The 26,672-nt window shown below is 58.6% G+C and carries 25 protein-coding genes and 1 tRNA gene; 12 read left to right on the forward strand and 14 right to left on the reverse strand.

The window, feature by feature from the left end; genetic code table 11:
- The first annotated feature begins 1 nt into the window (after position 1).
- Positions 2-1,123, forward strand: coding sequence for an ABC transporter permease (locus ACSSVV_RS09970; RefSeq protein ID WP_454106181.1), 1,122 nt, complete (start codon positions 2-4; stop codon positions 1,121-1,123).
- A gap of 43 nt (positions 1,124-1,166) precedes the next feature.
- Here the strand turns inward: ACSSVV_RS09970 and ACSSVV_RS09975 are convergent, their stop codons facing one another.
- Positions 1,167-1,538 carry a VOC family protein gene (locus tag ACSSVV_RS09975; RefSeq protein ID WP_011783601.1) on the reverse strand — a complete coding sequence of 124 codons (372 nt, stop codon included), beginning with the start codon at positions 1,536-1,538 and terminating at the stop codon, positions 1,167-1,169.
- Positions 1,539-1,667: 129 nt separating this feature from the next.
- Between ACSSVV_RS09975 and ACSSVV_RS09980 the strand changes: the two genes are divergently transcribed.
- On the forward strand, positions 1,668-2,186 hold the full coding sequence (locus ACSSVV_RS09980; protein ID WP_454106182.1) for a lipocalin family protein: 519 nt from the start codon (positions 1,668-1,670) through the stop codon (positions 2,184-2,186).
- 42 nt (positions 2,187-2,228) lie between these two features.
- Here the strand turns inward: ACSSVV_RS09980 and ACSSVV_RS09985 are convergent, their stop codons facing one another.
- The 5 genes from ACSSVV_RS09985 to ACSSVV_RS10005 all read right to left on the reverse strand — a co-directional run bounded on the left by ACSSVV_RS09985 (position 2,229) and on the right by ACSSVV_RS10005 (position 6,739).
- Positions 2,229-2,720, reverse strand: coding sequence for a DUF4411 family protein (locus ACSSVV_RS09985; protein WP_454106183.1), 492 nt, complete (start codon positions 2,718-2,720; stop codon positions 2,229-2,231).
- The gene (locus ACSSVV_RS09990; protein ID WP_454106184.1) at positions 2,717-3,856 is read right to left on the reverse strand and encodes a helix-turn-helix domain-containing protein; all 1,140 of its coding nucleotides are present in this window, start codon (positions 3,854-3,856) and stop codon (positions 2,717-2,719) included. Before ACSSVV_RS09990 ends, ACSSVV_RS09985 begins: the two co-directional genes overlap by 4 nt.
- 150 nt (positions 3,857-4,006) lie before the next feature.
- Entirely contained in the window at positions 4,007-6,202 is a 2,196-nt protein-coding gene (locus ACSSVV_RS09995) for a DNA/RNA helicase domain-containing protein (RefSeq protein WP_454106185.1), read from the reverse strand.
- 11 nt (positions 6,203-6,213) lie between these two features.
- A complete protein-coding gene (locus tag ACSSVV_RS10000; RefSeq protein ID WP_141066713.1) occupies positions 6,214-6,534 on the reverse strand; it encodes a nucleotide pyrophosphohydrolase in 321 nt (106 codons plus the stop codon).
- 128 nt (positions 6,535-6,662) lie between these two features.
- Positions 6,663-6,739: transfer RNA gene (locus ACSSVV_RS10005), tRNA-Pro, on the reverse strand.
- 223 nt (positions 6,740-6,962) lie between these two features.
- Between ACSSVV_RS10005 and ACSSVV_RS10010 the strand changes: the two genes are divergently transcribed.
- The gene (locus ACSSVV_RS10010) at positions 6,963-8,408 is read left to right on the forward strand and encodes a TrkH family potassium uptake protein (RefSeq protein ID WP_206854258.1); all 1,446 of its coding nucleotides are present in this window, start codon (positions 6,963-6,965) and stop codon (positions 8,406-8,408) included.
- 57 nt (positions 8,409-8,465) lie between these two features.
- Here ACSSVV_RS10010 and glyS read toward each other — a convergent pair whose 3' ends face one another.
- From glyS to def, 6 genes are all read right to left on the reverse strand, one after another.
- Positions 8,466-10,547, reverse strand: coding sequence for a glycine--tRNA ligase subunit beta (gene glyS, locus ACSSVV_RS10015; RefSeq protein WP_454106186.1), 2,082 nt, complete (start codon positions 10,545-10,547; stop codon positions 8,466-8,468).
- Between the two features lie 2 nt (positions 10,548-10,549).
- Positions 10,550-11,572, reverse strand: coding sequence for a glycine--tRNA ligase subunit alpha (gene glyQ / locus ACSSVV_RS10020; protein ID WP_454106187.1), 1,023 nt, complete (start codon positions 11,570-11,572; stop codon positions 10,550-10,552).
- Positions 11,573-11,706: 134 nt separating this feature from the next.
- Positions 11,707-13,110: a Trk system potassium transporter TrkA gene (trkA, locus tag ACSSVV_RS10025; RefSeq protein ID WP_022992650.1), complete on the reverse strand. Its 1,404-nt coding sequence runs from the start codon at positions 13,108-13,110 to the stop codon at positions 11,707-11,709.
- A complete protein-coding gene (gene rsmB, locus ACSSVV_RS10030) occupies positions 13,107-14,408 on the reverse strand; it encodes a 16S rRNA (cytosine(967)-C(5))-methyltransferase RsmB (protein WP_023011931.1) in 1,302 nt (433 codons plus the stop codon). The genes trkA and rsmB overlap by 4 nt, the downstream gene beginning before the upstream one ends.
- A 2-nt stretch (positions 14,409-14,410) precedes the next feature.
- The gene (fmt, locus tag ACSSVV_RS10035) at positions 14,411-15,346 is read right to left on the reverse strand and encodes a methionyl-tRNA formyltransferase (RefSeq protein ID WP_454106188.1); all 936 of its coding nucleotides are present in this window, start codon (positions 15,344-15,346) and stop codon (positions 14,411-14,413) included.
- A gap of 80 nt (positions 15,347-15,426) precedes the next feature.
- Positions 15,427-15,933 (reverse strand): peptide deformylase, encoded by a 507-nt coding sequence (gene def, locus ACSSVV_RS10040; protein ID WP_198324811.1) that lies wholly within the window; start codon positions 15,931-15,933, stop codon positions 15,427-15,429.
- A 464-nt stretch (positions 15,934-16,397) separates the two neighbouring features.
- On the opposite strand from def, the gene ACSSVV_RS10045 reads away from it, so the two are divergent.
- The 8 genes from ACSSVV_RS10045 (at position 16,398) to ACSSVV_RS10080 (ending at position 23,100) form a co-directional block, all read left to right on the forward strand.
- On the forward strand, positions 16,398-17,414 hold the full coding sequence (locus ACSSVV_RS10045) for a LysM peptidoglycan-binding domain-containing protein (protein WP_014420023.1): 1,017 nt from the start codon (positions 16,398-16,400) through the stop codon (positions 17,412-17,414).
- A 33-nt stretch (positions 17,415-17,447) separates the two neighbouring features.
- Positions 17,448-18,665 (forward strand): DNA-processing protein DprA, encoded by a 1,218-nt coding sequence (dprA, locus tag ACSSVV_RS10050; protein ID WP_023011935.1) that lies wholly within the window; start codon positions 17,448-17,450, stop codon positions 18,663-18,665.
- A gap of 15 nt (positions 18,666-18,680) precedes the next feature.
- Positions 18,681-19,253 carry an L-threonylcarbamoyladenylate synthase gene (locus ACSSVV_RS10055; protein WP_022992655.1) on the forward strand — a complete coding sequence of 191 codons (573 nt, stop codon included), beginning with the start codon at positions 18,681-18,683 and terminating at the stop codon, positions 19,251-19,253.
- Positions 19,254-19,261: 8 nt separating this feature from the next.
- A complete protein-coding gene (gene hemF, locus ACSSVV_RS10060; protein ID WP_014420026.1) occupies positions 19,262-20,188 on the forward strand; it encodes an oxygen-dependent coproporphyrinogen oxidase in 927 nt (308 codons plus the stop codon).
- Positions 20,181-21,008, forward strand: a complete 828-nt coding sequence (aroE, locus tag ACSSVV_RS10065) for a shikimate dehydrogenase (protein ID WP_454106189.1) — start codon at positions 20,181-20,183, stop codon at positions 21,006-21,008. The genes hemF and aroE overlap by 8 nt, the downstream gene beginning before the upstream one ends.
- 38 nt (positions 21,009-21,046) lie before the next feature.
- Entirely contained in the window at positions 21,047-21,820 is a 774-nt protein-coding gene (locus ACSSVV_RS10070; RefSeq protein WP_023008116.1) for a motility protein A, read from the forward strand.
- A 3-nt stretch (positions 21,821-21,823) separates the two neighbouring features.
- Positions 21,824-22,657 (forward strand): flagellar motor protein MotB, encoded by an 834-nt coding sequence (locus ACSSVV_RS10075; protein ID WP_454106190.1) that lies wholly within the window; start codon positions 21,824-21,826, stop codon positions 22,655-22,657.
- Between the two features lie 125 nt (positions 22,658-22,782).
- On the forward strand, positions 22,783-23,100 hold the full coding sequence (locus ACSSVV_RS10080; RefSeq protein ID WP_022992657.1) for a PA4642 family protein: 318 nt from the start codon (positions 22,783-22,785) through the stop codon (positions 23,098-23,100).
- Positions 23,101-23,139: 39 nt separating this feature from the next.
- Here ACSSVV_RS10080 and ACSSVV_RS10085 read toward each other — a convergent pair whose 3' ends face one another.
- Both ACSSVV_RS10085 and ACSSVV_RS10090 read right to left on the reverse strand, forming a co-directional pair.
- Positions 23,140-23,595: an Hsp20/alpha crystallin family protein gene (locus tag ACSSVV_RS10085; RefSeq protein WP_022992658.1), complete on the reverse strand. Its 456-nt coding sequence runs from the start codon at positions 23,593-23,595 to the stop codon at positions 23,140-23,142.
- A 190-nt stretch (positions 23,596-23,785) separates the two neighbouring features.
- Complete coding sequence (locus ACSSVV_RS10090) at positions 23,786-24,325, reverse strand: gamma carbonic anhydrase family protein (RefSeq protein ID WP_011783633.1); 540 nt, start codon at positions 24,323-24,325, stop codon at positions 23,786-23,788.
- Between the two features lie 282 nt (positions 24,326-24,607).
- On the opposite strand from ACSSVV_RS10090, the gene prlC reads away from it, so the two are divergent.
- Complete coding sequence (gene prlC / locus ACSSVV_RS10095) at positions 24,608-26,653, forward strand: oligopeptidase A (RefSeq protein ID WP_022992660.1); 2,046 nt, start codon at positions 24,608-24,610, stop codon at positions 26,651-26,653.
- Positions 26,654-26,672: the final 19 nt, after the last annotated feature.

The following is a 26,672-nucleotide window of genomic DNA, read 5'->3' on the forward strand; positions in this document are numbered from 1 at the left end:
CATGAATTCCTTACGCAACATCTGGCACCTCGGCATCAAGGAACTGCGCAGTCTGTGGCAGGACAAGGCATTGATGGTGTTTGTGCTGGTGGCGTTTACGGTGATGATATACACCGCAGGTTCCGCCGGCTCCATGGAGCTTCACAACGCACCGATCGCCGTGGTGGACGAAGATCAGACGGTGTTGTCTGGCCGCATCATCAATTCGCTCCAGCAGCCATGGTTCCTGAAGCCGGATCTGGTGGCCTACGGCGACATCGACGACCTGCTGGACAAGGGCAGCCATACCTTTGCCCTGGTGATTCCCGAGGGCTTTGAGCGGGATGTTCGGCAGGGCAACCCGGTGGCGTTGCAGCTGAACATCGACGCCACCCGCATGAGCCAGGCCTTTATTGGCACCAATTACATTCAGCGCTTTGCGATGGCGGAAGTGGCGGAGTTTCTGCAACCGGGTAGCTCTGCCAGCACCGGGCTACCGATCGAGCTGGTCACCCGGGTGAGTTACAACCCCAATCTGGACGGAACCTGGTTTGGCGGTGTCATGGAGCTGATCACCCAGGTGACCCTGATCAGCATCATTCTTACCGGGGCAGCACTGATCCGGGAGCGGGAGCACGGCACTGTGGAGCATCTGATGGTGATGCCGTTGCGGCCTTTTGAAATCATGGCGTCCAAGGTGTGGGCCAATGGTCTGGTGGTGTTACTGGCAGCGGCGCTGTCGGTAACGCTGGTGATCCAGCGCTGGCTACAGGTGCCGGTGGCAGGGTCGGTGTTGCTGTTTCTGCTCGGCGCCCTGATTCACCTGTTTTCCACCACCGCGATTGGCATTCTGATCGGCACCGTGGCCCGAACCATGCCCCAGTTTGGCCTGCTGCTGATTCTCACCATCCTGCCCTTGCAGCTGCTGTCGGGCGGTATCACGCCCCGGGAAAGCATGCCCCAGCTGGTGCAGGACCTGATGTTGGCGGCGCCCACCACCCACTTTGTCAGCATGGCCCAGGCCATTCTGTACCGGGGTGCGGGGCTGGAGGTGGTGTGGCCACAGATGCTGGCCCTGATGGCCATTGGCGGGCTGTTTTTCACGGCGGCGTTGCTGTTATTCCGCCGCCACCTCTCGGTGTAAGCCGGTAAGGCCACCACCGACCCTGGGTGGTGGCGGTTGACGCTTAGCCGAACTCGAAGAACGCCAGCTTGTTGCCGTCCGGATCGCGCACATAGGCGCCGTAGAACATGTCCGGAATGCGCTGCCCCGGTTCGCCATCGCAGGTGGCGCCCAGTTCAATGGCCTTGTGGTACAACTTATCCACGGCTTCTTTGGAGCCCGCCGGAATGGCCACCATGTTGCCGTTGCCGGGATGGTTAGGTTCACCGTTGAACGGGGTGCAGACGGCCAGCATGGGGGCGCCCATGCTCTTGCCAATAAACGCAATTCGCTCCATGTCCATCAGCACCTTGGCGCCCAGGTCTGCCAGCAGATCCGTGTAGAACTGCTTGGCCCGGCCCATATCGCTGACTCCGAGTGTAACGTATCCGATCATATTCGACTCCTTGGTTGGTTAGCGCTGGGTATACGAGCGCCAGGGTGTTTTGGAGCTTAACACCTGCATCACGATCTTTGCCTGCGGCTTTGCTATGGTTGGATCACGACTATTCTGGAGGAGTTTGTCATGAAGATGGTATTGGCTGTAACCGCGTTGTTGTTTCTGATGACCGGCTGCACCGGTGTGCCCAAAGGCATTGAGCCGGTGAGCGGTTTTGATCAGCAGCGCTACCTGGGCACCTGGTACGAGATCGCCCGGTTAGATCACTCGTTCGAAGAGGGCCTGAGCCAGGTTACCGCCGAATACAGTCTAAACAATGACGGCAGTATCAAAGTGATCAACCGGGGCTACAACGCCGAAGCCGGTGAATGGAAAGAAGCCGAAGGCCGGGCAAAGTTTGTCGGTGACAGTGATGTGGGCCACCTGAAAGTGTCCTTCTTCGGGCCTTTCTATGGCTCTTACGTGGTGTTCGAGCTGGATGACCAATACACCACCGCGTATATCACCGGGTATGACCGGGATTACCTGTGGCTGATGTCGCGCACGCCGGAGGTGAGTGAGGAGGTGCTGGAGGCGTTCAAGGCCCGGGCCGAGGCGGAGGGGTTTGAGCTTGGGGAGTTGATTGTGGTGGAGCAGTCGCGCTAACCGTGGTGGCTGCCTGGCAAAGCCTGAAACCGTTTTAGTTGCTTATGTCCCCAGCACAAATCGGGCATTTAACTCTCGAAGGAACTGAAACGTATTGATGCAGGTAACGTCAAACTGCTGACATATATTTGGAACTTTTACCTTCCGGGCGTTTGGTGCAACTACCGATTCATGAGTGACGACAGTTGCCCCGAGGCATTGTGCTTTTGCAATAATCCAGGGATCGGCTTTTGCCAGAAAACTATCACGATTACCGGCGTTGTAATCACCTTCCATGACGGATTGCACAATGGCGGCAAAGGCACTTTGGGTTGCTTCGTCGTCATTGCTGACGAAATGCCCAGATCTTTCTCGCACCCAGTCTGCCAGGTCATCGTTGCCGTCCCGTAGCTCCCGGCCGATCATATCCACACTGCCGATCAGGCCTTGCTCGAACTGTAAGTCCAGCCAGTCCCAGTACGCGGGGCAGATATCCATGCCGTAGTATTGATTCTTGGCTTGTATGTAGGTATTTGCATCCAGCAAATATCTCAAACGCCTAACTCCCTAGCGAACGTCTCAATTTTCCCCGGTTTGATTCCACCCAGAAGTTCACCTGCTTCCCGCAGCAACAGTTGGCCACTCAAGGCTTCACCGACAACTGCCTGGGAGAATTGGCGACTAATCTGTGCCTTTTTGGTTTGGTAGTAAGTCGGGCCACCGCTTCCTTTCCGCTGTTCGTAGCGCTTTTTCTGTTCAAAAATGTAGCGGCCATACTCTTGCTGGGAAATAAAATTGAGCGTTAAAGCACGCCTGGCTAGCGCCCAAGTGCTTACGTGGAAATGAGCCTCAAGCGGCGGCAGGTTGTCTTCCCAGCTTTCAGAATCGTGTTGCCAGAGTGCCCTGAACTCCTGGGCAGGAACCAGAAATTCTGCCGCCACAGCGTTACACAGAACCTCTTCCTGACGATGGGTATTAGTGTCGCCGTCAGAGATCCCGGATTGGCCAATCCAGATATGGCAAAGTTCATGAATCAGTGTGAAAAGGCGCGCACCCAGCGCGTCGCTGTGATTCACAAAGATGATCGGAGCATACTCATCAACAATCGCGAACCCACGGAATTCCTCAACGTTGAGCGGCCGGCTATGGTGCCCAAGATTACCCTGACGCATAACGAGAATCCCCAAGGATTCAATACGCTGGACTAAATCCCGATAGTAATCATCCCATTTACCTCTGGTTGGGTGGGGCTCAACACCCAGGCACGCGCGGATGTCTTCGACAATGGACTCCACGGAGTCAGAATAGGAAGCGCGGCCGACATAGGGGTTGGCCTCGGCAAAATGCTGTTGAAGGTACTCCCGGTACCATTCCTGGCGTTGCATCATCAGTTTGACCAGGTCTAGCAATTCTGCGCTCGGGCGCTGTACACCTTGGCCTTCGAGGGTGCGCAGGTCCGGAATGGGTAAGACTTCCTCAGGTGGCTTTGCCAAGAACAGATAGCCAAACGGCACATGCGCTTTTTCAGCGAATCGCATTGCCTGGTTGAACGTCAGTTTTCGTTCGCCGGACTCCCATTCCCGAAGTCGCTCCTCAGAAATACCGCAGCGCCGGGCAAAATCAGGCACAGAGATACCAGAGCGCTCCCGCGCCCAGGTCAACATGTCTGTGTTGATGTTTGCCGTGGTCATTGTGGCGTTCCGGAATACTCAAAAAAAGAAAAAGCCCCAAGGGCTCGGCACACCCTCGGGATAGTTGAGGGAGGCTTACTGCCAAGGGGCGGATGTGATTTGAAGTCTGATATGGCGGAGTTGGGTTGTCAAACACCATCGAGTTGAATGCTAATCATCAATGACGCCAACAAATTCCCCAGCCACCCGATATTTAAGTGCTTCTTCATCTGTCAGCTCAAGGGGCTGAAAATTGTCATCGTAAGAGTTGGGGCTCAGTTGAATACGGGTATGATGCCAGCCTTGTTCGTCATCAACCTTATAGCTTTCATAGACTTTCACGGTGTAGCGTGAACCTGACTCGGCATCAACACTGTCGATACATTCAACCAGTACGGTCTTCCCGTTTCTGGAACCACCACGGTCGGTTCGGAACAGGCACACGGCACCATTCGGAATAACCCGGTTCATGGATTCGCCGAACACCCGGCAGGCAAACATGTCTTTGCGCACCCGGACTCCTTCGGGCACAGCAACCCAGTCTAAGTGCCTATTGGGGTCAAGCTCGCTAACCTCACTAAGTTCTCCGAACTCTCCCGCAGCCGCTTGCAGATCGAACAGCGGCACAGCGTTTACGTAAGGTTCAAGCTCCACCACGTTGGTGTTTTCAGGCTCTGGTTGGCCAGAACTATGAACGGGAATGTGCTGTTTCAGGTAATCCCTTAGCGCATCATCACATGCGTAGACAAAAGTGCCGCGAATACCTCGGAGCATGATGGTACGGTAGATGTTGATGATGTACTGCTTCAGTTCTTCTGGGTCTTTGATGCCCTGGCCACCGGTGCGGTCGTGGTAGTTGCCTTTCTCTATGACAATGACTTGGCTTTCCGGGTCGTACCGGATCTCCTCGCCGAAGATAATGCCGGCGTAGTTCAGGTCGTAACCCTGGGTGGTGTGAATGCAGCCGACTTCCCGGTGCGATCCTGCCTTGTTGATCCAGTCGGTATTGGTGCTGTTCCAGCGGAGCTGAACGTCATCGATCACGATGTCGTAGGCCTCACTATCCTTCTTCGAGGCCCAGGGCCAGGAGTAGCCGGCGATCAGTCTGGACAGTCCGACCTGCTGCTCTTTCTCGTGAATTGTACTGACCATGTCACTGAGCGAATCAAATACTTCAAATTCGTAGTTTTTGGCGGTGAACACCACGCCGTCATCAACACCGCCTTTCAGTAACTTATCCACAAACTCCACATAGGGTTGCCCGGCCTTGACCCGGAACTGGGAGAGTAACCGGTGGGTCACCGAGCCCTTGGCAGCTTTAAGGAGCTGGAACACTTCGACATCGGCGTCGGAGGGTTTGATGGACTGGCCTTCGTCGTAGAAGAAAATCGCCTTGTTGGCTTGCTGGCACACCCAGTCCACTTCGCTGCAGGTATGCTTGTCCATATCCAGAGCCTGACAGGCTTTGTCGAAACTGCCGAAATAGGCACCCAGATTCTTGCGCTTACGCAGACGGTGGGATTCGTCCACCAGAACAATATCGTAGCGCTGTTTGGTCAGCTCGGACGGGCTGATCACCATGTCGGAGCTAAGCCCGGCAACGTGCTTGAACGCATTCTTCAGGGTGGTTCGGAAGGAGGTCATGGGCACCACCAGCGCCATTTTGGGTTTGGGCAGTGTTTCTCTGAGGGATTTTAGCAGAGCGTGGATCTCAGCCTCCTCGTCGGAAAATTCCCGCAGGCTGATCTGGTGATCTTCGGAGGTTAGTAGTTTGAACAGAAAAATGGCCAGGACCGACTTGCCGGTTCCGGCTCCCCCTTCCACCACAATATTCTGGACACCGGGGTTGGTCAGTTCATGCAGTATGGTGAGAAGTCCCTGACGCTGATCGAAGGACAGGGATTTGTAGGGCGAGTATTTGAAGACATCGGAGTTATCAAGGTGGTCCAGGGTGCGGGACACAACGCCCTTGGCAATTAACCGGTTCCAGACTTCCCGGAAGACTTCTTCATACAAGGCGCTGCGCTGGTAATAGTTGTGGTCGGCCAGCCCCAGGTTGCCGTTGAGCAGGGTGTACTTGCCATCGGCGGCCATGTACTTGATCAGCAGGGATTCCACATCCAGCGTTGCGGATTTGTTGAAATACTCGCTGGTGATCAGGTGAACCGCGGTCAGCAGCTGCTTTTCGTCGTGTTTGAGGTGGGTGCTCATGCGGGTGAGCGTGTCGGTGGTTTCGCCGATGTAGGCACGCCGGTGCTTTTCGTCACTGAGTACGTAGACCAAGGGCCAGTTACCCGCAGCAAAGGCATTGTCGCGCAAATCGTTCAGGGCGTCCTTGCTGAAGGGGTAGCGCTGAATCTCAGCCATCGGCGATTGGCTCATAGCTCGGTGTACTTCTTCGCGGTTCCCCTGGCTTTGCTGACCGGGTATTTCTTTTCGTTCAGGGCAATCTTGTCGAGCACAATCTGCTCCACATCCAGCTCATAGCTGTCTGCCAGCAGTAACGCATAGGCAATCACATCGGCGAGTTCTTCTTTTACTTTGCTGACATCGGCCTGTTCGGGAGATTTCCATAGAAATAACTCCAGCAGTTCCGAAGCCTCGATACTCAGGGCCAGCGATAGATCTTTCGGGTTGTGGAACTGCTTCCAGTCTCTGTCATCCCGGAATTGACGCAGCCGGGCGATCGCCTCATTCATCAAAACACCCCTTTAATCATGAGCAGATTGACTAAGGATACAGAAATTCATTGGGCTGGGGTGTAACAACCCAGAATGAAATATTATTGGAAAACTGAAATAGGGAAAGATAAATCAAGAAGGGAAAGTGGTCGGCGTGGCAGGATTCGAACCTGCGACCCCTTCGTCCCGAACGAAGTGCGCTACCAAGCTGCGCCACACGCCGATCAACGGCCGGTATTATACGCATTGGCGGCGGTTTTGCTACCCCTTCCCCGGGCTGGAATTCAAAAATTCTGTCGTGGATTGTCCGGATCGGTGGCAAGCAGAAGCCTCGCCCTGGCAGTGGTAAACCCGGTTGAATGGGCGTATAACAGCGGCGTGGATGCCGCCTTGCCTTGTAAGGCGTTGCGACTGGCCTGTGTCCGGACATCGGAGCCCCCTGCCCTGTGAACATTATCCCCATTGTTCAGATCCTCGGTTTTCTGCTCATCCTGCTCAGTTTCCTCATGACCCTTCCGGTTAACCTGCTGGTATTCGGTGATACGCCGGATTGGCTGGCGTTCGTGAAATCCTCGGTGGTCTGTTTCAGCATTGGTGCCGCGGCTCTGGCTTTGGCGGGGCGGCAGAAACACGCGCTACGCCAGCAGCAGATGTTCATGCTGACGGTGTCGGCGTGGGTTGTGATTCCGTTATTCTCCAGTTTGCCGCTGCTGCTGAGTGACATGAAGCTGAGCATGACCGATGCTTTCTTTGAGAGCATTTCCGGCGTGACCACTACGGGTTCCACCGTTCTTACCGGCCTGGATCATCTGCCGGACGACATTCTGCTCTGGCGTTCGATCATGCAATGGATGGGCGGTATCGGGATCATCGGTATGGCGGTTGCCATCCTGCCGTTTCTCCGGATTGGCGGTATGCGGCTGTTTGCGACCGAATCGTCCGAATGGAACGAGAAAGCGGTGCCCCGCACCAGCCACCTGGCCCGCAGCCTGGTACTCATCTATCTGGGCTTGACGCTCGGTTGCGTGCTCACCTACTGGCTGCTGGGGATGAGTTTCTTTCAGGCGCTGAATCACGCGTTGACTACAGTATCGACCGGGGGCTATTCCACCTCGGACAGCTCCATGGGGCAGTTTGATTCGCCGTCCATTCTACTGGCGTCGACGGTTTTCATGGCCATGGGCGCCATGCCGTTCTTTCTGTTTGTACGGTTTATTCACGGACAGCGACAGCCACTGTTGCGGGATCAGCAGGTTCGTTTCTTTCTCCGGTTCCTGGTGATTGTCGCTGCGTTGCTGACCATTTACCGGGTTCTGAGGGAGCCGGTAGATCCGTTTGAGACCTTTGTTTCAGCGCTGTTCAATGTCACGTCTGTGGTAACCACAACCGGCTTCGCCTCCACGGATTACTCTTTGTGGGGCCCGTTTGCGGTGGTGGTATTCCTGTTCATTACATTTGTCGGCGGGTGTTCCGGGTCCACGTCCGGCGGCATGAAAATCTTTCGGTTCCAGCTGTCCATGCTATTGCTCAGGGAGCAGGTACGTCGTTTGCTGCACCCTCACGCGGTGTTTGCCCGCAACTACAACGGGCGGGTGATTGGTGACGATATCGTGGCCTCCAGTGTCGCCTTCTCTTTCATTTTTCTGGCGACGCTGGCGCTGGTGACGGCGATTCTGGGGGCGCTGGGGCTGGATCTGGTGACCAGTCTTTCCGGAGCCGCTACGGCTTTGACGAATGTCGGGCCAGGACTGGGCGATACCATCGGCCCGGCAGGCAATTTCCAGACGTTGCCGGATGCGGCCAAATGGGTTCTGATGGGCGCCATGATTCTGGGCCGGTTGGAGCTGTTGAGTGTGTTTGTGATGTTGTCGCCGGACTTCTGGCGCAGCTGAGTGGAAAAGCAGGATATGCAGGCCGCTGGTTTATTGTGAACCAGCGGCCTGTGTGCCTCAGCCTGCTGTGGGCAGTAGGGAGATGTCGGCAACCCGCAGGAACAGGTTGCGCAGGCGGTTCAACAGTGCCAGACGATTGTTGCGCACGGCTTCGTCGTCGGCCATCACCATCACTTCATCAAAGAAGGTGTCTACCGGCTCACGCAGGCTGGCCAGCGATGTCAGCGCACTGGCGTAGTCACCCTGCTCGAACATCGGCATAACTTGCTGTGCCTGCTCTTCCACCTTCGCCGCCAGAGTTTTCTCGGCAGCATCCTGCAACAGCGCGGTGTCTACGGTCTCGCCGATGCGGTCACCACCCTGTTTGGTGAGGATGTTGGAAACCCGCTTGTTGGCGCCGGCCAGGGCCTGGGCCTCTGGCAGCTGGCGGAAGGCTTCCACGGCTTTTACCCGGCGGTCGAAGTCCAGCGGGCGGGTCGGGCGGCGGGCGTGCACCGCCAGGTACACTTCGGCGCCGATGCCCTGCTCATCATAGTGGGCACGGAAACGCTCCAGCATGTAGTCCACCACGGTGCTGGCGGTGTTCTTCTCGGTCAGCACGGAGAAGTTTTCTTCCGCCCACTCGCAGACCGTCTGCAGGTCGAGTGGCAGTTCACGTTCGATGATGATGCGCAGCACACCGAGAGAAGCACGGCGCAGAGCGAACGGGTCCCGGGTACCGGACGGCGGCTGGTTGATGCCGAACAGGCCGACTAGGGAATCGATGCGGTCAGCAATGGCCACCGCACAACCGGTCAGGGTGGTGGGCAGGTCGTCGCCGGCAAAGCGCGGCATGTACTGCTCGTTCAGGGCCTTGGCGACATCGGCATGTTCGCCGTCGTTGGCGGCGTAGTACTGACCCATAATGCCCTGAAGGTCGGTGAACTCCAGCACCATTTCGGTGACCAGATCGGTCTTGGCCAGCATGGCAGCACGCTCGGCCAGGGCCGGGTCGCTGTTGATGGCTTCGGCAATCTTTTTGGCCAGGGCTGCTACCCGTACAGATTTGTCGTAGATGCTGCCCAGCTTGTCCTGGAACACGATGGGCTTGAGTGCCTCGATGCGGTCTTCCAGTCTGGTCTTGCGGTCGGTGTCGTAGAAGAAGGCGGCGTCGGACAGGCGCGGGCGAATCACTTTCTCGTTACCGGAAATCACCTGGGCCGGGTCTTTACTCTCCAGGTTGGCCACGGTGATAAACAGCGGCAGCATCTTCCCGCCGGCATCCACCACGTGGAAGTACTTCTGATGTTCCTTCATGGAGGAGATCAGGGCTTCGGCGGGTACATTCAGGAAGCGCTCCTCGAAGCGCCCCATCAAGGGTACCGGCCATTCGTTCAAGGCAGTTACTTCGTCCAGCAGGTCTTCGTCGATCACGGCCTTGCCGCCGGCTTCTTTCTCCGCCAGCGCGGCCACGCCGGCGCGGATCTGCTCACGACGCTCGGCGAAGTCTGCCAGCACGTAGCCTTCCTGCTTGAGCACCACTTCGTAGTCGGCCGGGGTGGGCACAATCAGCTCTTTCGGGCAGTGGAACCGGTGGCCACGGGTCTTGTTGCCGGGCTTGAGGTTCATCACCGGTGCTTCAATCACCTTGTTGCCGTACAACAGAATCAGCCAGTGTACCGGGCGCACGAATTCGGTCTTCCAGGCACCCCAGCGCATACGCTTGGGAATGGGCAGGGCGGCCAGGGATTTCTCGACCAGATCCGGCATCAGTTCTACGGTGGGCTTGCCCTTCTCAACGGTACGGTACACCAGCCAGGCACCCTTGTCGGTCTCCATGGTGTCGAGCTGATCCGGGGTAATCCCGAGGGAGGTGGCGAAGCCGGTCAACGCCCGGGTCGGGTTACCGGAATCATCAAACGCTGCTTTCACGGCCGGGCCGCGCTTTTCGACCGATTTGTCCGGCTGGGCATCGGCCAGGTCCCGGATCCGTACCGCCAGACGACGGGGTGCTGCAAAGCTTTCCACCGCGCCAAAGGCCACGCCGGCTTCTTCCAGGCCTTTGACAATGCCCCGGGTGAAGGCGTCAGACAGTGGCTTGAGAGCTTTCGGAGGCAGTTCCTCGGTGCCCAGTTCGACCAGAAAATCCTGAGTTGCCATGATTATGCGTTCCCCTGTTCCTGCGGTGCCTTGTTGGCTTTCTTGCCCTTTTTACTGGCCTTGGCGTCGGCGGCTTCAGCGGCGGCCAGCACTTCCTTGCGGAGGTGTTCCGGGGCCAGCGGGAAGCCCAGCTTGCGACGGCTCTCGAAGTAGGCCTGGGCCACGGAGCGAGCCAGGGTACGTACACGCAGGATGAAACGCTGGCGCTCGGTCACGGAGATGGCGTGGCGGGCGTCCAGCAGGTTGAATGTGTGGGAGGCCTTGAGCACCTGCTCATAGGCCGGCAGTGGCAGGCCGGCGTCGATCAGGCGGGCGCTTTCCCGCTCATAGACATCGAAGCTGTGGAACAGGAACTGGGTGTCGGCATGTTCGAAGTTGTAGGTGGACATCTCCACCTCTTGCTGATGGAACACATCGCCGTAGGTAACCACGCCATCCGGGCCGTTGGTCCAGACCAGGTCATACACGCTGTCCACACCCTGCAGGTACATGGCGATACGCTCAAGGCCGTAGGTCAGCTCGCCGGTGACAGGATAGCATTCCAGGCCGCCTACCTGCTGGAAGTAAGTGAACTGGGTCACTTCCATGCCGTTCAGCCAGATTTCCCAGCCCAGGCCCCAGGCGCCCAGGGTCGGCGATTCCCAGTTGTCTTCGACAAAGCGGATGTCGTGCACCAACGGGTCCAGGCCCAGGGCACGCAGGGAATCCAGGTACAGCTCCTGGATGTTGTCCGGTGACGGTTTAAGCACTACCTGGAACTGGTAGTAATGCTGCAGGCGGTTGGGGTTTTCGCCGTAGCGGCCGTCGGTGGGGCGGCGGCTGGGCTGAACGTAGGCGGAGTTCCAGGTTTCCGGGCCGATGGATCGCAGGAACGTGGCCGGGTGGAAAGTACCGGCGCCCACTTCCATGTCCAGGGGCTGGAGAACCACGCAGCCGTGCTGCGCCCAGAAATTCTGCAATGCCAGGATCAGACCCTGGAAGGTCTTGATATCCGGCGCGGAGTTGTTGGTTGCCTTGTCTGTCACGACGTTTGCCTGCTGGTCAGTCTGTGTGTGGGCCCCGGTTCCGGGGCACTCCGAAAATTTGAAAACGCGCATTATACGCTGGCCGGCGCTGCATTTCTAAGTGCCAGCCAGGGTGTTGTTTTGCCTGAGATCAATCAGAAGAACGTGAGGCCCACCTGGAACAGTTTCTCGACGTCCCGTATGCGCGACTTGTCCACCAGGAACAGGATCACGTGGTCGTCTGGTTGCACCCGAAGGTGGTCGTGGGCGATGAGCACTTCGTTGTGCCGGACAATGGCACCGATGGTGGTGCCGCTTGGCAGATTGATTTCGTCCAGGCGTTTGCCAACCACCTTGGAGGAACGGTGGTCGCCGTGGGCGATGGCCTCAATGGCTTCGGCCGCGCCCCGGCGCAGGGCGTGCACGTTCACCACATCACCCCGGCGCACGTGGGTAAGCAGGCTGCCGATGGTGGTCTGCTGGGGTGAGATGGCCACGTCGATATCGCCGCCCTGGATCAGGTCCACGTAATCGGGGTTGTTGATCAGGGTCAGGACCTTGCGGGCACCCAGTCGCTTGGCCAGCAACGAGGCCATGATGTTGGCTTCGTCGTCGTTGGTGACGGCGCAGAACACATCGGTATTCTCGATGTTCTCTTCCAGCAGGATGTCCTTGTTGGCTGCGTTACCTTCCAGTACCACGGTCTTGCGCAGGCGCTCGGACAGCATCACGCAGCGTTCATGGTCCCGTTCCAGCAGTTTCACCTGGTAGCGGTCTTCCAGGGTGTTGGCCAGCCGATAGCCGATGTTGCCACCGCCGCAAATGAAGATGCGTTTGTAGGGTTTTTCCAGCGGCTGCAGTTCGCTCATCACCGAGCGGATATGGTCGGCGGCGGCGATAAAGAACACCTCGTCGCCGTCTTCGATCACGGTATCGCCCTGGGGCATGATGGCCCGGTCCTTGCGGAAAATCGCCGCCACCCGGGTATCAATCTTGGGCATGTGGGTGCGCAGGTAGGACAGTTCGTGCCCCACCAGCGGGCCGCCCTCGGTGGCGCGAATGGCGACCAGTCGGGTCAGGCCCTTGGAGAACTCCAGTACCTGCAGGGCACCGGGGTATTCAATCAGCCGGGTAATGTGCTGGGTCACCAGATGTTCCGGACTGATCAGAACGTCCAGGGGGAAGCCCCTCAGGCTGTCCAGGTCCTTGACCGTATCCCGGTTGTAGAACAGTTCTGGCTTGGCCAGATAGGCGCCGGCACGCACCCGGCAGATGGTAGTGGGGGTCTTGTACAGCAGCTTGGAGACCTGGCACGCCACCATGTTGGTTTCATCGCTGTTGGTTACCGCGATGATCATGTCGGCATCTTCGGCCCCGGCCTGCCTCAGTACCGTAGGGTAGGAGGCCCGGCCATGCATGGTGCGGATGTCCAGTCGGTCCTGCAGTTCCCGGAGTCGAACACTGTCGTTGTCCACCACGGTGATGTCGTTGGCTTCGTTTGCCAGGTTTTCCGCCAGGGTGCCGCCGACCTGGCCGGCGCCGAGAATCAGGATTTTCATGGTTCAGGTTTCTCCAGCACGGCGTAGAAAAAGCCGTCATGGCTGTCCGGTTCTGGGAACAGCTGACGCCCGGTGTTCATGTCTCGGCCCCAGTCTGATTCGATACATTTCAGCGTTGCCTGATTCTGCTGCTTCAGGAACCGCTGGATTATACGGTGGTTCTCCTGTGGAAACACCGAACAGGTGGCATACACCAGTCGCCCACCGGGCTTCAGGATAGACCACATGGCCTCCAGCAGGCCAAGCTGAATACTGGCCAGTGGCACAATATCGGATTCCCGGCGCAGCAGTTTGATGTCCGGGTGCCGGCGAATCACGCCGGTAGCACTGCAGGGCACGTCCAGCAGGATGCGGTCGAAGGGCGTGCCGTCCCACCAGCTGTCGATATCGGCGGCATCGGCCTGGGTCAGGGTGGCGTGCAGGTCGAGCCGGTCCAGGTTTTCCTGAACCCGGGGCAGGCGCTCGGCGGATTCGTCGATGGCCACCACTTCGTCCAGTGCGCCACAGGCTTCGAGAATGGCGCAGGTCTTGCCTCCGGGCGCGGCGCAGGCATCCAGTACCCGCTGGCCGGGCTGCAGATCCATTAGAGTCGTACACAATTGGGCGGCTTCATCCTGAACACTGACCGCGCCGTCCTCGAACCAGGGCAGTCGGTCCACCGGCACCGGCCGTTGGAGCTGGATGCCGCTGGGGGCAAAGCGCGTGGCGTGGGCCTCGATGCCGGCTTCCGACAGCAGGTTCAGGTACTCGTCGCGTTTGAAGCGCAGGGCATTGACCCGCAGGGTCATGGGCGCCTGCTGGTTGTTGGCTTCAAGGATGGCCTGCCAATCGTCCGGCCAGTTGTGGCGAAGCTTCTCCACCATCCACACCGGATGACTGAAGCGGCCACTATCGTCTTTCGGCGCTGGCGCCCCTTCCCGTTCGGCGGCCCGCAGTACTCCGTTGACCAGACCGGTCAGGTGGGGCTTGTCCAGTGCCCGGCAAGCCTCCACGGTTTCGTTCAGTACCGCGTAGGTGGCCTGTTCGCTGTAACGTAACTGGAACAGGGCCACCAGCATCAGATGGTGAATGATCCGGTCCGGCTTGCGCAGGGGCTTTTTCAGGCGTTGGTTCAGCTCGCTCTCAAGCCGGTGAAACCAGCGGCAGGTACCGTAACAGATAGCTTGCAGTTGTGGCCGTTGTTCCGGGGGTAACTGGTTCAGGGCGGGTGGCAGGCATTGGGATAACGACTGGCCCTGTTCCACCGCCAGCAATACGTTGGCGGCAATGGCGCGGAATGGCAGGGGCTGGTAAGCCATGGTCAGTTCAGCTCCTGGCCGGGCAGCAGCACCTGCTTGCCACCATTGATCAGGTCATTGATGCTCTGGGCCTTGCTGCCTGGTAACTGCACGGAGGTGATTCTGAGCGTGCCGGTGCCGCAGGCAACGTCTACACCGTCCCGCCCCCGGGCAATCACGGTGCCGGGACCCTTGTCGCTGCCCTGCTTCAGGGCGCTGGCCTGATGAATACGGATACGTTGCTCGCCGAGATCGGTAAAGGTACCGGGCCAGGGGTTGAACGCGCGAATCCGTCGTTCGATCTCCTGCGCGCTTCGGCTCCAGTCGATGTGGCCTTCTTCCTTCGACAGCTTATGGGCGTAGTTGGCCTCTGCCTCATTCTGGACTTCGCCGGTCAAAGCGCCCTTGGCCAGCCGCTCCATGGCCTGCACAATAGCCTTGCCGCCCATCTCGGCCAGCCGGTCATGCAGGCTGCCGCCGGTATCGTCGGCACTGATGGGGGTGTCCAGTTTCAGCAACATGTCGCCGGTATCCAGGCCCTCGTCCATCTGCATGATGGTGATGCCGGTTTCGGCATCGCCGGCGGCAATCGCCCGCTGGATAGGGGCGGCGCCACGCCATCGCGGCAGCAGGGAGGCGTGAATGTTCAGGCAGCCATGGGTTGGTATGTTCAGCACTGCCTTGGGCAGAATCAGGCCATAGGCTGCCACGATCATCACATCCGGTTGCAGTGACGCCAGTTCCTGTTGGGCCTCTTCTGGCTTCAGACTGACCGGCTGATACACGGGAATACCAGTATCCAGTGCGACCTGCTTGACCGGGCTGGGCATCAGTTTGCGGCCGCGGCCGGCGGGGCGATCGGGCTGAGTGTAAACGCCGACGATGTCGTAACCGGCATTCAGCAGGGTTTTCAGGGCGGTGGCGGCGAAATCCGGCGTGCCGGCAAACACAATGCGCACGTTGGTTGCTTCTCTGTGTCGTTGATACGAAAAAACCGGGTCGTAACCCGGTCCTGAATTCGGTCTATGCTGGCAGCGCCTCAGGCGCTCTGCTTGTGCAGCTTTTCCAGCTTCTTGCGAATGCGATTACGTTTGAGCTGGCTCAGGTAATCGACAAACAGCTTGCCATTCAGGTGGTCCATTTCATGCTGGATGCAAACTGCCAGCAGGCCTTCAGCCTCCAGGACAAACTCCTTGCCGTCGCGATCCTTGGCGGTAATCCGGCAGTGCTCGATGCGCTTCACATCTTCATAGAACCCCGGTACCGACAGGCAGCCTTCCTGCATGGCTTCGAGCTCGCCATCCAGCACTTCCACTTTCGGGTTGATGAACACCCGCGGCTCGGTTTTATCTTCGGACAGATCCATTACGATGATCTGCTTGTGCACATCCACCTGGGTCGCGGCCAGGCCAATGCCGCGGGCATCGTACATGGTCTCGAACATGTCGTCGATCAGCGTACGGATGTCATCGGTCACTTCCTCCACCGGCTTGGCGATGGTGCGAAGTCGTGGGTCCGGATACTCAAGAATTTCTCGAATCATAATGCTCTTGCTTCTGGCCTGTGTGTATCGGGCAATCTCTAATGTCAGCCTGTTTGACGGGCTGCCCAGCGCAGAATTTTACCATTTGTAACGCTGTGAAACCGATTGCCGAAATGCGACAGCGTACTGCGCAAATTTTCTTGGTCTGCCTATGATGAATCCAGAGATTCCGACAGTATGAACCGTTAATGCTGGCAGAGTTCCCAGGTTCAAGGTAATAACGTCCGCCTGACGGTGCCTATTATCCAATAATTCGCCGATTGAGTACAAACTGATCAGTTAATAGTTAAAATCTTTCACGAATGCGCTTCGATGGCTGCAGAAATCACTCGAAGAACAAAAGATAACATCACAAATTCCGGGACTTCTTCTATAGTAACGGGAATAACAACGTAATATGCTGCGGGGATTCTGCGGCGACATTACCGAACGCAAAGATTCAAGGCACGCGATCAAGGACATAAACAATGAGGAAACTGTTGTACGCTCTGGCAGCCTCTGCGCTGCTGTTTACCTCCTGGGCCCAGGCACAGCCGGAGCTGAGGTCTGATCATCCTGAGCGTTACACTGTCGTCAAAGGGGACACCCTCTGGGACATTTCAGCGCGATTCCTGAACAACCCGTGGTACTGGCCGGAAATCTGGCACGTGAACCCGCAGGTTGCCAACCCCCACCTGATCTATCCCGGTGACCGCCTGGCACTGGTGTACATCGATGGCAAGCCCCGGATTACCAAGGTCGCGACCAGCGATGTGGTGAAGCTCTCGCCCCAGGTTCGTTCCGAGGCCATCGACACACCAATACCGGCCATCCCCCTGGATGCCATCGCCAGTTTCCTGACCGAAACCCGTATTGTCAGCCCGGAGGAAATCAACGGTGCGCCCTATGTGCTTGAGGGTGAGGACGGCCGCATCATCACCGGCGCCGGTGACCGTATTTACGCTCGCGGCGAGAAGCCGGCCGATCGCGTGGGTATTTTCCGTCGCAGTAAGGAATTTGTGGATCCGGACACTGGCGAGTTCCTTGGCCTGGAAGCCCGGAGCATTGCCCGCGGCAACGTTAATGCCGAAAACGGTGATGTGCTGACCGTAGGCATTACCAAATCCAGTGAGGAAGTGCGTATTGGCGACCGGCTACTGGTGAATGAAGATCGCCGGCTGACCACCAGCTTCGTGCCCAGCTCGCCGGATAGTGAGATCGAAGGCAAGATGATTTCTGTCGATGGCGGTGTCAGCCAGATCGGTCAGTACGATGTGGTCGCCATTAACCGTGGTGAGCGCGAAGGCCTGGCGGCCGGTAATGTGCTGGCAGTGCTGAAGGCGGGCAACATGGTTCGTGATCCGGTCACTGGCGAAACCATTGAATTGCCGTCTGAGCGGGCTGGCCTGCTGATGGTGTTCCAGGCCTATGAGAAAATGAGCTACGGTCTGGTGCTGCAGGCAACGCGGCCCCTCTCGGTAGGTGACAAGGTCACCAATCCCTGAGGCCGCGCGTTTGATGAGTTGATGGAATAAGACATGGCCGGGCCGGAATGCCCGGCCATTGTTGTTTTCAAGGAAGAGAAAATGTCAGATCAGGAATTTCTGCAAACACCGGCAGGCCAGTGGCTGCTGCTGTCACTGCTGCCCCGGTTCGGAATCCCCCTCAGGGAGCGGATTCTGGGTTCTGTTGATACGCTCACCGACATCCTGCCCCTGAATGCTGCCACGCTTCGCGCCATGGGGCTTGGCGGCGATGCCGTGGAGGCCATTGTCGCCTGGCAGGCGGGGGATCTCAGCCAGGGCGTCATTGCCCGGGCACTGGATATCTATCGCCAATGTCGGGAACGGGGTATTGGCGTGCTCGGACAGGGCCAGTCGCCCTACCCGGAATGCCTGCGCCATATCCACAATGCCCCTCTGGTGCTCTATACCCTGGGTAACGTTGAGTTATTGCAACGGGACCAACTGGGCGTGGTCGGCAGTCGCAACGCCACCCGGGCGGGGCTGGACCATGCCCGCCAGTTTTCTGCCGAACTCAGCCGGCGGGGGCTGCTGATCACCAGTGGTCTGGCCCTGGGAATAGATGGCGCAGCCCACGCCGGCGCCCTGGATGCTGGCTATCCGACACTGGCGGTGGTGGGTTGTGGTCTCGACCGGTTGTATCCGGCCCAACATCGTAACCTGGCCCATCGCATCATTGAGAACGGCTTGATTGTTTCTGAGTACCCGCCGGGCACCCAGGCCAGGGCCGCCTATTTCCCCCAGCGTAACCGCATTATCAGTGGCCTCGCCCGGGGTGTTCTGGTGGTGGAGGCCAGCCTCCGGAGCGGTTCACTGATTACCGCTCGAACCGCCCTCGAGCAGGGACGGGAGGTGTTTGCCATTCCCGGTTCGGTGCACAGCCCGGTGGCCCGGGGCTGTCACCAACTGATTCGCCAGGGCGCCCGGCTGGTGGAGACCGCCGACGACGTGATGGAAGAACTGGGTACCTGGTGGTCCATGCAGGCGCAGCCCGCAGAACCGGAAGCAACGGAGAATTCGTCAGACCTGTCGTTTCTGGACAGCCGGGAAATCGCGGTATTCGAGGCTTTGGGGTATGATCCGCAGTCTACCGATGCACTGGGCCTTGCCACGGGTTTGCCCGCGGATCAGTTGCTGCAGTCACTACTGATCCTGGAGCTTGAGGGCCTCGCCCATGCCTGCCCGGGTGGTTATCAGCGCACCGGTCGGGACCTTGTTCATTGTTCTGCATGAGGGCGCCGATATCTGATGGCGGATACATCTTCTCCGAGTTTTCTTCAACTGGCTCTTGCCCGCCAGACGGTACTGGCAGGCGGGGTAATCGCCTATCCCACGGAAGCGGTGTGGGGACTGGGGTGCGATCCCTGGAACCGGGAGGCGGTCGAATACATCCTTGAGCTCAAGCAGCGGCCCATGGAGAAGGGCGTGATACTGGTGGCAGCCTCGGTTGAACAGGTGCGTTTCCTGCTGGATCCGTTGCCCGAGGCCGTTCAGAGCGAGGCTCTGCGCCACTGGCCAGGGCCGGTCACCTGTCTGTTGCCGGACGTAAACCAGCAGGTGCCGGAGTGGGTCCGCGGCAAACACAGTTCCATCGCCGTTCGGGTCAGTGATCATCCGGTGGTGCGGGCCTTGTGTGAGGCGACGGGTATGCCGCTGGTCAGTACCTCATGCAATCCGGCGGGGCGTCAGCCAGCCCGTGCGATCTGGCAGGTGCGGCGCTATTTCGGCGACCGCATAGATCGTATTGTCCCCGGTGCGCTGGGCGGCAATCGCAAGCCCAGTCGCATTATTGATATTGTTACCGGTCAACAGTTTCGCTAGGAGAATTCATGTCACAGCAGCCGGATATCCAGGCCGTCAAGGACTACCTCATCGGTCTTCAGGAGCGGATTTGTCAGCGGCTGGAAACGGTCGATGGCCAGGCATCGTTTATCCGTGACAGTTGGCAGCGGCCGGAAGGCGGTGGCGGTATCAGCCGCGTACTGGCCGACGGTGGTGTTATCGAGAAGGGCGGCGTTAACTTTTCCCACGTGATGGGCGAGACCATGCCAGCGTCTGCCACGGCTCACCGCCCTCACCTGGCGGGCGCACCCTGGCAGGCCATGGGGGTGTCGCTGGTGATTCATCCGAACAATCCATACGTGCCCACCTCTCATGCCAACGTGCGCTTTTTCATCGCTACGCCGGAGGACAGCGCTCCGGTGTACTGGTTCGGTGGTGGCTATGATCTCACGCCCTATTACGGATTTGAGGAAGACTGCGTGCACTGGCACCGCACCGCAAAGGCAGCCTGCCAGCCATTCGGTGACTCCGTCTACGCGGACTACAAGCGCTGGTGCGACGACTATTTCTACCTCAAACACCGGCAGGAGCCACGGGGCGTCGGCGGGCTGTTCTTTGATGACTACAACACCGGCGATTTCGACCGTGACTTTGCCTTTATGCAGGCCGTGGGCGACAGTTACATTGAGGCCTACGAGCCGATTGTGCGCCGGCGTATGGATCAGCCCTGGGGGGAACGGGAGCGGGAATTCCAGCTCTACCGCCGGGGCCGCTATGTCGAGTTTAACCTGGTGTACGACCGGGGCACGCTGTTTGGACTGCAGTCGGGCGGCCGGACCGAGTCTATCCTGATGTCCCTGCCCCCGTTGGTGCGCTGGGATTACGACCGCCGTCCGGAGCCAGGCACTGAGGAAGCCCGGCTGACCGAGTATTTTCTGACCGGCCGTGACTGGTTGGAGGAACGTAATGACTAACGATCTGTATGCCGTGGTGGGCAACCCCATCAGCCACAGCAAATCACCCCGTATCCACAGCCTGTTTGCCCAACAGACCGGTGAGGCCGTGGAATACACCGCGATTCAGGCGCCGCTGGAGGATTTCGCCGGCACCGTTCATCACTTCTTTGACCACGGCGGCAAGGGTCTGAACATTACGGTGCCGTTCAAGGAACAGGCCTGGACCCTGGCCGAGCACCGGACTCACCGGGCCGAGCTGGCAGGTGCCGCCAATACTCTCTATCTGGATCAAGAAGACCAGCTGGTGGCCGATAACACAGATGGTGTGGGTATTGTTCGCGACCTCCGGGACAACCATGGCGTGCCTCTGAAGGGCGCGCGTGTGCTGGTGCTGGGCGCTGGTGGTGCGGTGCGCGGTGTGCTCGGGCCTCTGCTGGACGAGCAGCCCGCCAGTGTGGTTGTGGCCAATCGCACTGTCGCCAGGGCCGAAGCGCTGGCCCGGCTGTTCGGCCGGGAACACAGTGGCATTGAACTCTCGGCCTGTGGTTTTGAGCAGGTCGAAGGACCGTTTGATCTGGTGATCAACGGCACCAGCGCCAGCCTGAAGGGTGATTTGCCAGCCATTACGGCAGATGTGATCGGCGCAGATACCGTGGTCTACGACATGATGTATTCTCTGCAGACCACCACGTTTAACCAGTGGGCCCTGGATCATGGCGCCGTACGCGTGTTTGACGGTCTGGGCATGTTGGTGGAACAGGCTGCCGAAGCTTTTTTCGTGTGGCGGGGCGTACGCCCGGAAACCTCGGCCGTCACCGAGGAACTGAGAACAGACTGAGGCAGGCGATGCAGCCGAGCCGTCGATAAGGGTCAGTTATGGATATTCTTACGCTTGTCGGGTTGCTAGCCGGAACCCTGATTGTGTTGCTCGCGATGTTGGCGAATGCAACCGTGCTTACCTTTCTGAACCTGCCAGGCCTGGCCATCGTACTCGGTGGGACGTTTGCCGTTACCCTGATCAAATTCCGCATGCCCTCCGTGCTGAGTGCTTTCCGGCTGGCATTCCGCGCGGCCTTTACGGACAAGCTGGCGCGCCCGGCGGAACTGATTCGGGAAGTGGGCGTGCTGGCCCGGGTGGTTCGCAAGGAGGGCATTCTGGGTCTGGAGAACCATGACACCCAGGACGAATTCCTGAAGAAAGCCATCAACCTCTGTGTCGACGGCCACCCGCCGGAACTGGTGGAAGAGGCCCTGTTGCAGGACAGCCAACAGACCGCAGAGCGCTACGAAGTGGCGGAAAGAGTGTTTCGCGGTATTGGCGAATCGGCACCGGCCATCGGCATGCTCGGTACCCTGGTGGGGCTGGTGCAGATGCTCAATACCCTTGATGACCCCTCATCCATTGGTCCGGCCATGGCGATTGCCCTGCTGACCACCCTGTACGGTGCATTCATTGCCCAGCTAATGGCGTTACCCCTGGCCGACAAGCTGCAGCTGAAGGCGGAAGACGATGCCCGCAATCAGATGCTGATCATTACCTCCATCAAGAGCATCATGCGCGGTGAAAACCCCAGGGTAATGACCGAACTGCTGTCTTCCTACGTGTCTCCGGAACACCGTACCAACCTCGAACCCGAGCGGGAGGCCTGAGGTTTGCAGCCGGCGCGGCCATTGAAAAAGAACCGGAGCAAGAAAGGCACCCCGGACTGGATCGTGACGTTTGCCGATCTGGCCACCCTGCTGCTGACGTTTTTTATTCTGCTGCTGTCCTTCGCCGAAATGGATGTGGAAAAGTACCGGGCCATGGCCAACTCCATGGCACTGGCCTTTGGTTCCAGCAATGTGGTGGCGGAGGACGTGGGTGGTTCTCCCATCACCCTGGTGGAATCGGATACCGTGTCGCTGCCCGAGCCGTCGGAATCGTTGCAACAACAACCGGAGTTTATTGATGAGCGTACCGAACGCTCGGAAACCCGGCAGATACCCGGCGGTGTGCTGGACCTGGCCGGGCGCCTGGTTCGGGAGCTGGAGGCGGAAGTGGCGTCCGAAACCCTGCATGTGAACTACGACGAGGATCAGGTGGTTATCCGGTTCTCGGAGGAAGCGACCTTCCGCTCTGGCGACGCCACCATCAAGCCGGAAATGATCCCGATCATCGAGCGTGTGGTGAGTGTACTGTCCGCCTGTACCGGGGATGTAGTGGTTTCCGGGCATTCCGACGATCGCCCGATTTCCAGCAGCCAGTACCGCTCAAACTGGGACCTGTCCGCTGCCCGGGCGGTCTCGGTGGTGCATGAACTGGTACTCAATCGAGACATTCCGGCCGATCGGGTCGTCGCCGCCGGCCGCGCCGAGACCCGGCCACTGGCCCCCAACACCAGCCCGGAAAATCGCGCCATCAACCGCCGGGTGGAAATCGCCATCCGAAACCCCGAATGCAACGACGAAGTGCCCACCGCAGACCTGCCGGTGGAAATCCTGCCCTGAGCCGCCGCTATGCCCTGCCCGCCTTATGCTCGCAGCGAAGATACTCATAGTGGATTCATATAACCTCTGCCCATTCAAAGCCTTATACTGTGCGCCCTGAATTGCAGACAGCAGGAGATGCCAGCATGAGCGGACCGGACAAACCCAAAGTCATTGGCGAGGAATGGAGCGACGATCGGGTAAAGAGCTATCTCGATCTGACACCCTGGGACCGAAGCATCAATGCCGACTATTTTGTGCTGAGTCGGGCTTATGAATCTATGCGGGCCGAGGATTTCGAACGCTTTATCAGCTTCTTTGTTGAAGCCCGTCGTGACCTGAATGCTGAAGACGAGCACGGGGCAACCATTCTGGATCGGGTTGCTCGTCACCGGCGTAGTGCGGATTATGCCCGTGCCCTGGAAAACGCCGGCGCACAAAAAAAGGCAGCGGCCGGGAACTGATTCCCGGCAAGGCTGCCTTGCAGGCTCGAAGGCGAGGGCTTACTTTACCTCGACTTCGATCGCCTTCGGTTCTTTGGGCTCGGCCTTCTGGATGCTCAGTGTCAGCAGGCCGTCCTTGAAGTTGGCCTTCACACTGTTCTCATCCACGTTGTCCGGCAAGGTGAACCGGCGCATAAAGCTGCCGTAGAATCGTTCAATGCGGTGCAGCTTCTTGTCCTTGGTTTCCTCTTCGCTCTTGCGTTCACCCTGAATGGTGAGCACGCCGTCGTGTACGGTCACCTTCACATCGTCTTTGCTCATACCCGGCAGCTCGGCTTCCACCATGAAGGCCTCCGGGGTCTCCTTGATATCCACTGCAGGTGCCCAGTCACTGCGGCTGAACAGATCCTTGCCTTCCTGTTCACCGTTGGTGCGGGCCAGGCCGAACATCCGGTTGTAGCGGTTCATCATGTCTTCGAACTCACTGATCGGATTCCAGCGTGTAATGTTGCTCATGGGAACTCCTCCTTTAACGATGTCGAATCTGAGATGGTCATCAGCTTCGCTCGCGGAACAGCTCCAACCCGGTGGCGCCCCCGGATGGACTCCGTGAACTTCTGCTATTCTCGAAAGTAGGTGCAGGCGGGAAATTTTCAAGGTGCCCCTGATCAGAATTTGATCTGAATCAGGGGCGGTTGGTCAGGGCTTATTCGGCAGGATTCAGGTATTCGTCTTTCAGTTTGACGTAGTTGGCGGCGGTGTATTTGAAGAACGTTTTTTCCTTATCGCTCAGGGCCCGGGCCTGCTTGCACGGGGAGCCCACATACAGGTAACCGGATTCCAGGCGTTTGCCTGGCGGTACCAGGGTGCCGGCGCCGATAATGACTTCATCTTCCACCACGGCGCCGTCCATCACGGTACAGCCCATGCCGACCAGAACCCGGCTGCCAATGGTGCAGCCATGCAGCAGGGCTTTGTGGCCAACGGTCACGTCGTCGCCCAGGATCAGCGGCCAGCCGCCGGGGTTGTAGTCGCTGGCGTGGGTGATGTGCAGCACCGAGCCGTCCTGGATGCTGCAACGGTCGCCGATGCGGATCTTGTGCATGTCGCCTCGGATTACGGTCATGGGCCAGACCGAGCAATCCTCCCCCATTTGTACATCTCCGATGACCACGGCGCTGTCGTCTACCCAGGTGCGTTCGCCAAATTGTGGTGTGATACCCTTGTGAGTTCGTACATTCGCCATTACATATACCTCAATGCTGTCCAAGTGCGGTGCAAGGTGCCGGTGGGGGATGGCTTTCAGAAACACGCTCCTTCGGCACTCCTGCGGAGTCCGGCCCGCAATCACAGATTGCGGTCGCTCAGCGGTCGCATGAAGCTTCGCTTCATAAACGCTCGGCGGAGCCCCTGTGACGCTTGAGTTCCGCCATCCCTGGCTCCACACAGTTTCTGAAAGCCATCCCCCACCGGCACCCCGTAAGTTGGTGCAAGCTATCTCATTAACGAACGGCTGAGAAGGGGACCTATGAATAACCCGCTACTGACAGACGATCTGTTGCCGAAGTTCGGCCATATCCGTACCGAGCACATGGAAACAGCCATAGACCAGATTCTCAGCGAGAACCGGATGAAGATCCAGACGCTGGCCCAGCAGGAGGATCCCAGTTGGGAAACTCTGGCTCAGCCCATGCAGGAGCTGGAAAACAAGCTAAGCAATGCCTGGTCGGTGATCTCCCACCTGAACGGTGTCATGAACAACGATGACCTGCGCAAAGTGTACAAGAACTGCCTGGAAAAACTGACTGAATACAGTACCGAAGTCAGCCAGAACAGTGTCTTGTGTGAGGCCTATAAAAAACTGGCCGCCCGCGATGATTTCCACAATCTGAGCGAATCCCAGCGCAAGTCCATCGACAACATCCTGCGGGATTTCCGGCTCGGTGGTGTGGATCTGCCCGAGGACAAGAAAAAGCGTTACGCGGAACTGTCCCGGGAGCTGGCGGAACTGTCCAACAAGTTCAGCGATAACGTGCTGGACGCCACCCAGCACTGGTACAAACACATCACCGATGTGGACGAGCTGTCCGGTCTGCCCGAAACGGCCATTGAAGGCGCCAGGCAGGCGGCCCGGCAGAAGGAGCTGGACGGTTATGTGATTACCCTGGATTTCCCCAGTTTCTATCCGGTGATGACCTACGGTGACAACCGCAGCCTGCGCCGGGAAGTGTACGAGGCGTTTGTGACCCGGGCGTCAGATCAGGGCCCGGATGCCGCGAAGTGGGATAATACCCCGGTGATGGCTGAGATTCTCAAGCGTCGCCATGCCCTCGCCCAGTTGCTCGGATTCGACAACTACGCCGAGCGTTCGTTGGCCACCAAGATGGCCCGCAGTGTCGATGAGGTGATGGAGTTCCTGAATCAGTTGGCGGCGAAATCCAAGCCCCAGGCGGAGAAGGAGTTCGCCGAGCTGAAGGCTTTTGTGAAAGACGAATACGGCGTCGAGGATCTTCAGGCCTGGGATGTGGGTTATTACAGCGAGAAGCTGCGCCAGAAGCGTTATGACATTTCTCCGGAAACCCTGCGCCCCTGGTTCCCGGTGGACAAGGTAGTGCCGGGCCTGTTCCGGGTGGCAGAGAAGCTGTTTGATGTTCAGATCGAAGCCCATCCGGAGGTGGAAATCTGGCACGCAGATGCCCAGGCTTACTGCATCAGTCGCCACGGCGAGCCGATTGCCTGGTTCTACCTGGATCTCTATGCCCGCCAAGGCAAACGCGGTGGTGCCTGGATGGCGGACTGCCGGGTGCGCTGGCGCGATTTGCGCGGCCGGTTGCAGTTGCCAGTGGCGTTCCTGACCTGCAACTTCACGCCACCGGTGGACGGCAAGCCGGCATTGCTGACTCACGACGAAGTCACCACCCTGTTCCACGAATTCGGTCATGGTCTGCATCACATGCTGACCCAGGTCGAGGTGATGGATGTGTCGGGTATTAACGGTGTGGCCTGGGATGCGGTGGAGTTGCCCAGCCAGTTCCTGGAGAACTGGTGCTGGAATCCGGAGTCGCTGGCGCTGATTGCCAGTCACCATGAAACCGGAGAACCGCTGCCGGAAGATCTGCTGCAGAAACTGTTGGCGGCCAAGAACTTCCAGTCCGGGATGGCCATGGTGCGGCAGCTGGAGTTCTCGCTGTTCGATTTCCGGTTGCACGCGGAATTCAGCGAGCAGGCGCCGACCAATCCGCTCGACATGCACCGGACAGTGCGGGAAGAGATTGCCGTGGTTCAGGCGCCGGAGTTCAATCGTTTTCCGAATGCTTTCTCCCACATTTTCGCCGGGGGCTACGCGGCGGGCTATTACAGCTACAAGTGGGCGGAAGTGCTGGCGGCCGATGCGTTCTCGCTGTTTGAGGAGAATGGTATTTTTGATCCGGAAACCGGCAAGGCCTTCCTGCACAACATTCTGGAGAAAGGCGGCTCGCAGGAGCCCATGGAGCTGTTCAAGGCGTTCCGGGGCAGGGAGCCCGAGGTGGATGCCTTGCTGAAGCAGACCGGCATTACGGACGAAGCGGCCTGATACAAACACGCCCGGTGGT

It is taken from the genome of Marinobacter sp. MBR-105 (genome assembly GCF_053628895.1).

Excerpts from the sequence above, each read along its gene's own strand:
- ACSSVV_RS09980 (WP_454106182.1), top strand. The coding sequence starts at position 1,668 with ATGAAGATGGTATTGGCTGTAACCGCGTTGTTGTTTCTGATGACCGGC.
- ACSSVV_RS10085 (WP_022992658.1), bottom strand. The coding sequence starts at position 23,595 with ATGAGCAACATTACACGCTGGAATCCGATCAGTGAGTTCGAAGACATG.
- ACSSVV_RS10045 (WP_014420023.1), top strand. The coding sequence starts at position 16,398 with ATGAGGAAACTGTTGTACGCTCTGGCAGCCTCTGCGCTGCTGTTTACC.
- ACSSVV_RS09970 (WP_454106181.1), top strand. The coding sequence starts at position 2 with ATGAATTCCTTACGCAACATCTGGCACCTCGGCATCAAGGAACTGCGC.
- ACSSVV_RS10080 (WP_022992657.1), top strand. The coding sequence starts at position 22,783 with ATGAGCGGACCGGACAAACCCAAAGTCATTGGCGAGGAATGGAGCGAC.
- ACSSVV_RS09990 (WP_454106184.1), bottom strand. The coding sequence starts at position 3,856 with ATGACCACGGCAAACATCAACACAGACATGTTGACCTGGGCGCGGGAG.
- ACSSVV_RS09995 (WP_454106185.1), bottom strand. The coding sequence starts at position 6,202 with ATGGCTGAGATTCAGCGCTACCCCTTCAGCAAGGACGCCCTGAACGAT.
- ACSSVV_RS10000 (WP_141066713.1), bottom strand. The coding sequence starts at position 6,534 with ATGAATGAGGCGATCGCCCGGCTGCGTCAATTCCGGGATGACAGAGAC.
- trkA (WP_022992650.1), bottom strand. The coding sequence starts at position 13,110 with ATGAAAATCCTGATTCTCGGCGCCGGCCAGGTCGGCGGCACCCTGGCG.
- glyS (WP_454106186.1), bottom strand. The coding sequence starts at position 10,547 with ATGGCAACTCAGGATTTTCTGGTCGAACTGGGCACCGAGGAACTGCCT.
- prlC (WP_022992660.1), top strand. The coding sequence starts at position 24,608 with ATGAATAACCCGCTACTGACAGACGATCTGTTGCCGAAGTTCGGCCAT.
- ACSSVV_RS10090 (WP_011783633.1), bottom strand. The coding sequence starts at position 24,325 with ATGGCGAATGTACGAACTCACAAGGGTATCACACCACAATTTGGCGAA.
- ACSSVV_RS09975 (WP_011783601.1), bottom strand. The coding sequence starts at position 1,538 with ATGATCGGATACGTTACACTCGGAGTCAGCGATATGGGCCGGGCCAAG.
- dprA (WP_023011935.1), top strand. The coding sequence starts at position 17,448 with ATGGCCGGGCCGGAATGCCCGGCCATTGTTGTTTTCAAGGAAGAGAAA.
- ACSSVV_RS10055 (WP_022992655.1), top strand. The coding sequence starts at position 18,681 with ATGGCGGATACATCTTCTCCGAGTTTTCTTCAACTGGCTCTTGCCCGC.
- aroE (WP_454106189.1), top strand. The coding sequence starts at position 20,181 with ATGACTAACGATCTGTATGCCGTGGTGGGCAACCCCATCAGCCACAGC.
- rsmB (WP_023011931.1), bottom strand. The coding sequence starts at position 14,408 with ATGGCTTACCAGCCCCTGCCATTCCGCGCCATTGCCGCCAACGTATTG.
- ACSSVV_RS10070 (WP_023008116.1), top strand. The coding sequence starts at position 21,047 with ATGGATATTCTTACGCTTGTCGGGTTGCTAGCCGGAACCCTGATTGTG.
- hemF (WP_014420026.1), top strand. The coding sequence starts at position 19,262 with ATGTCACAGCAGCCGGATATCCAGGCCGTCAAGGACTACCTCATCGGT.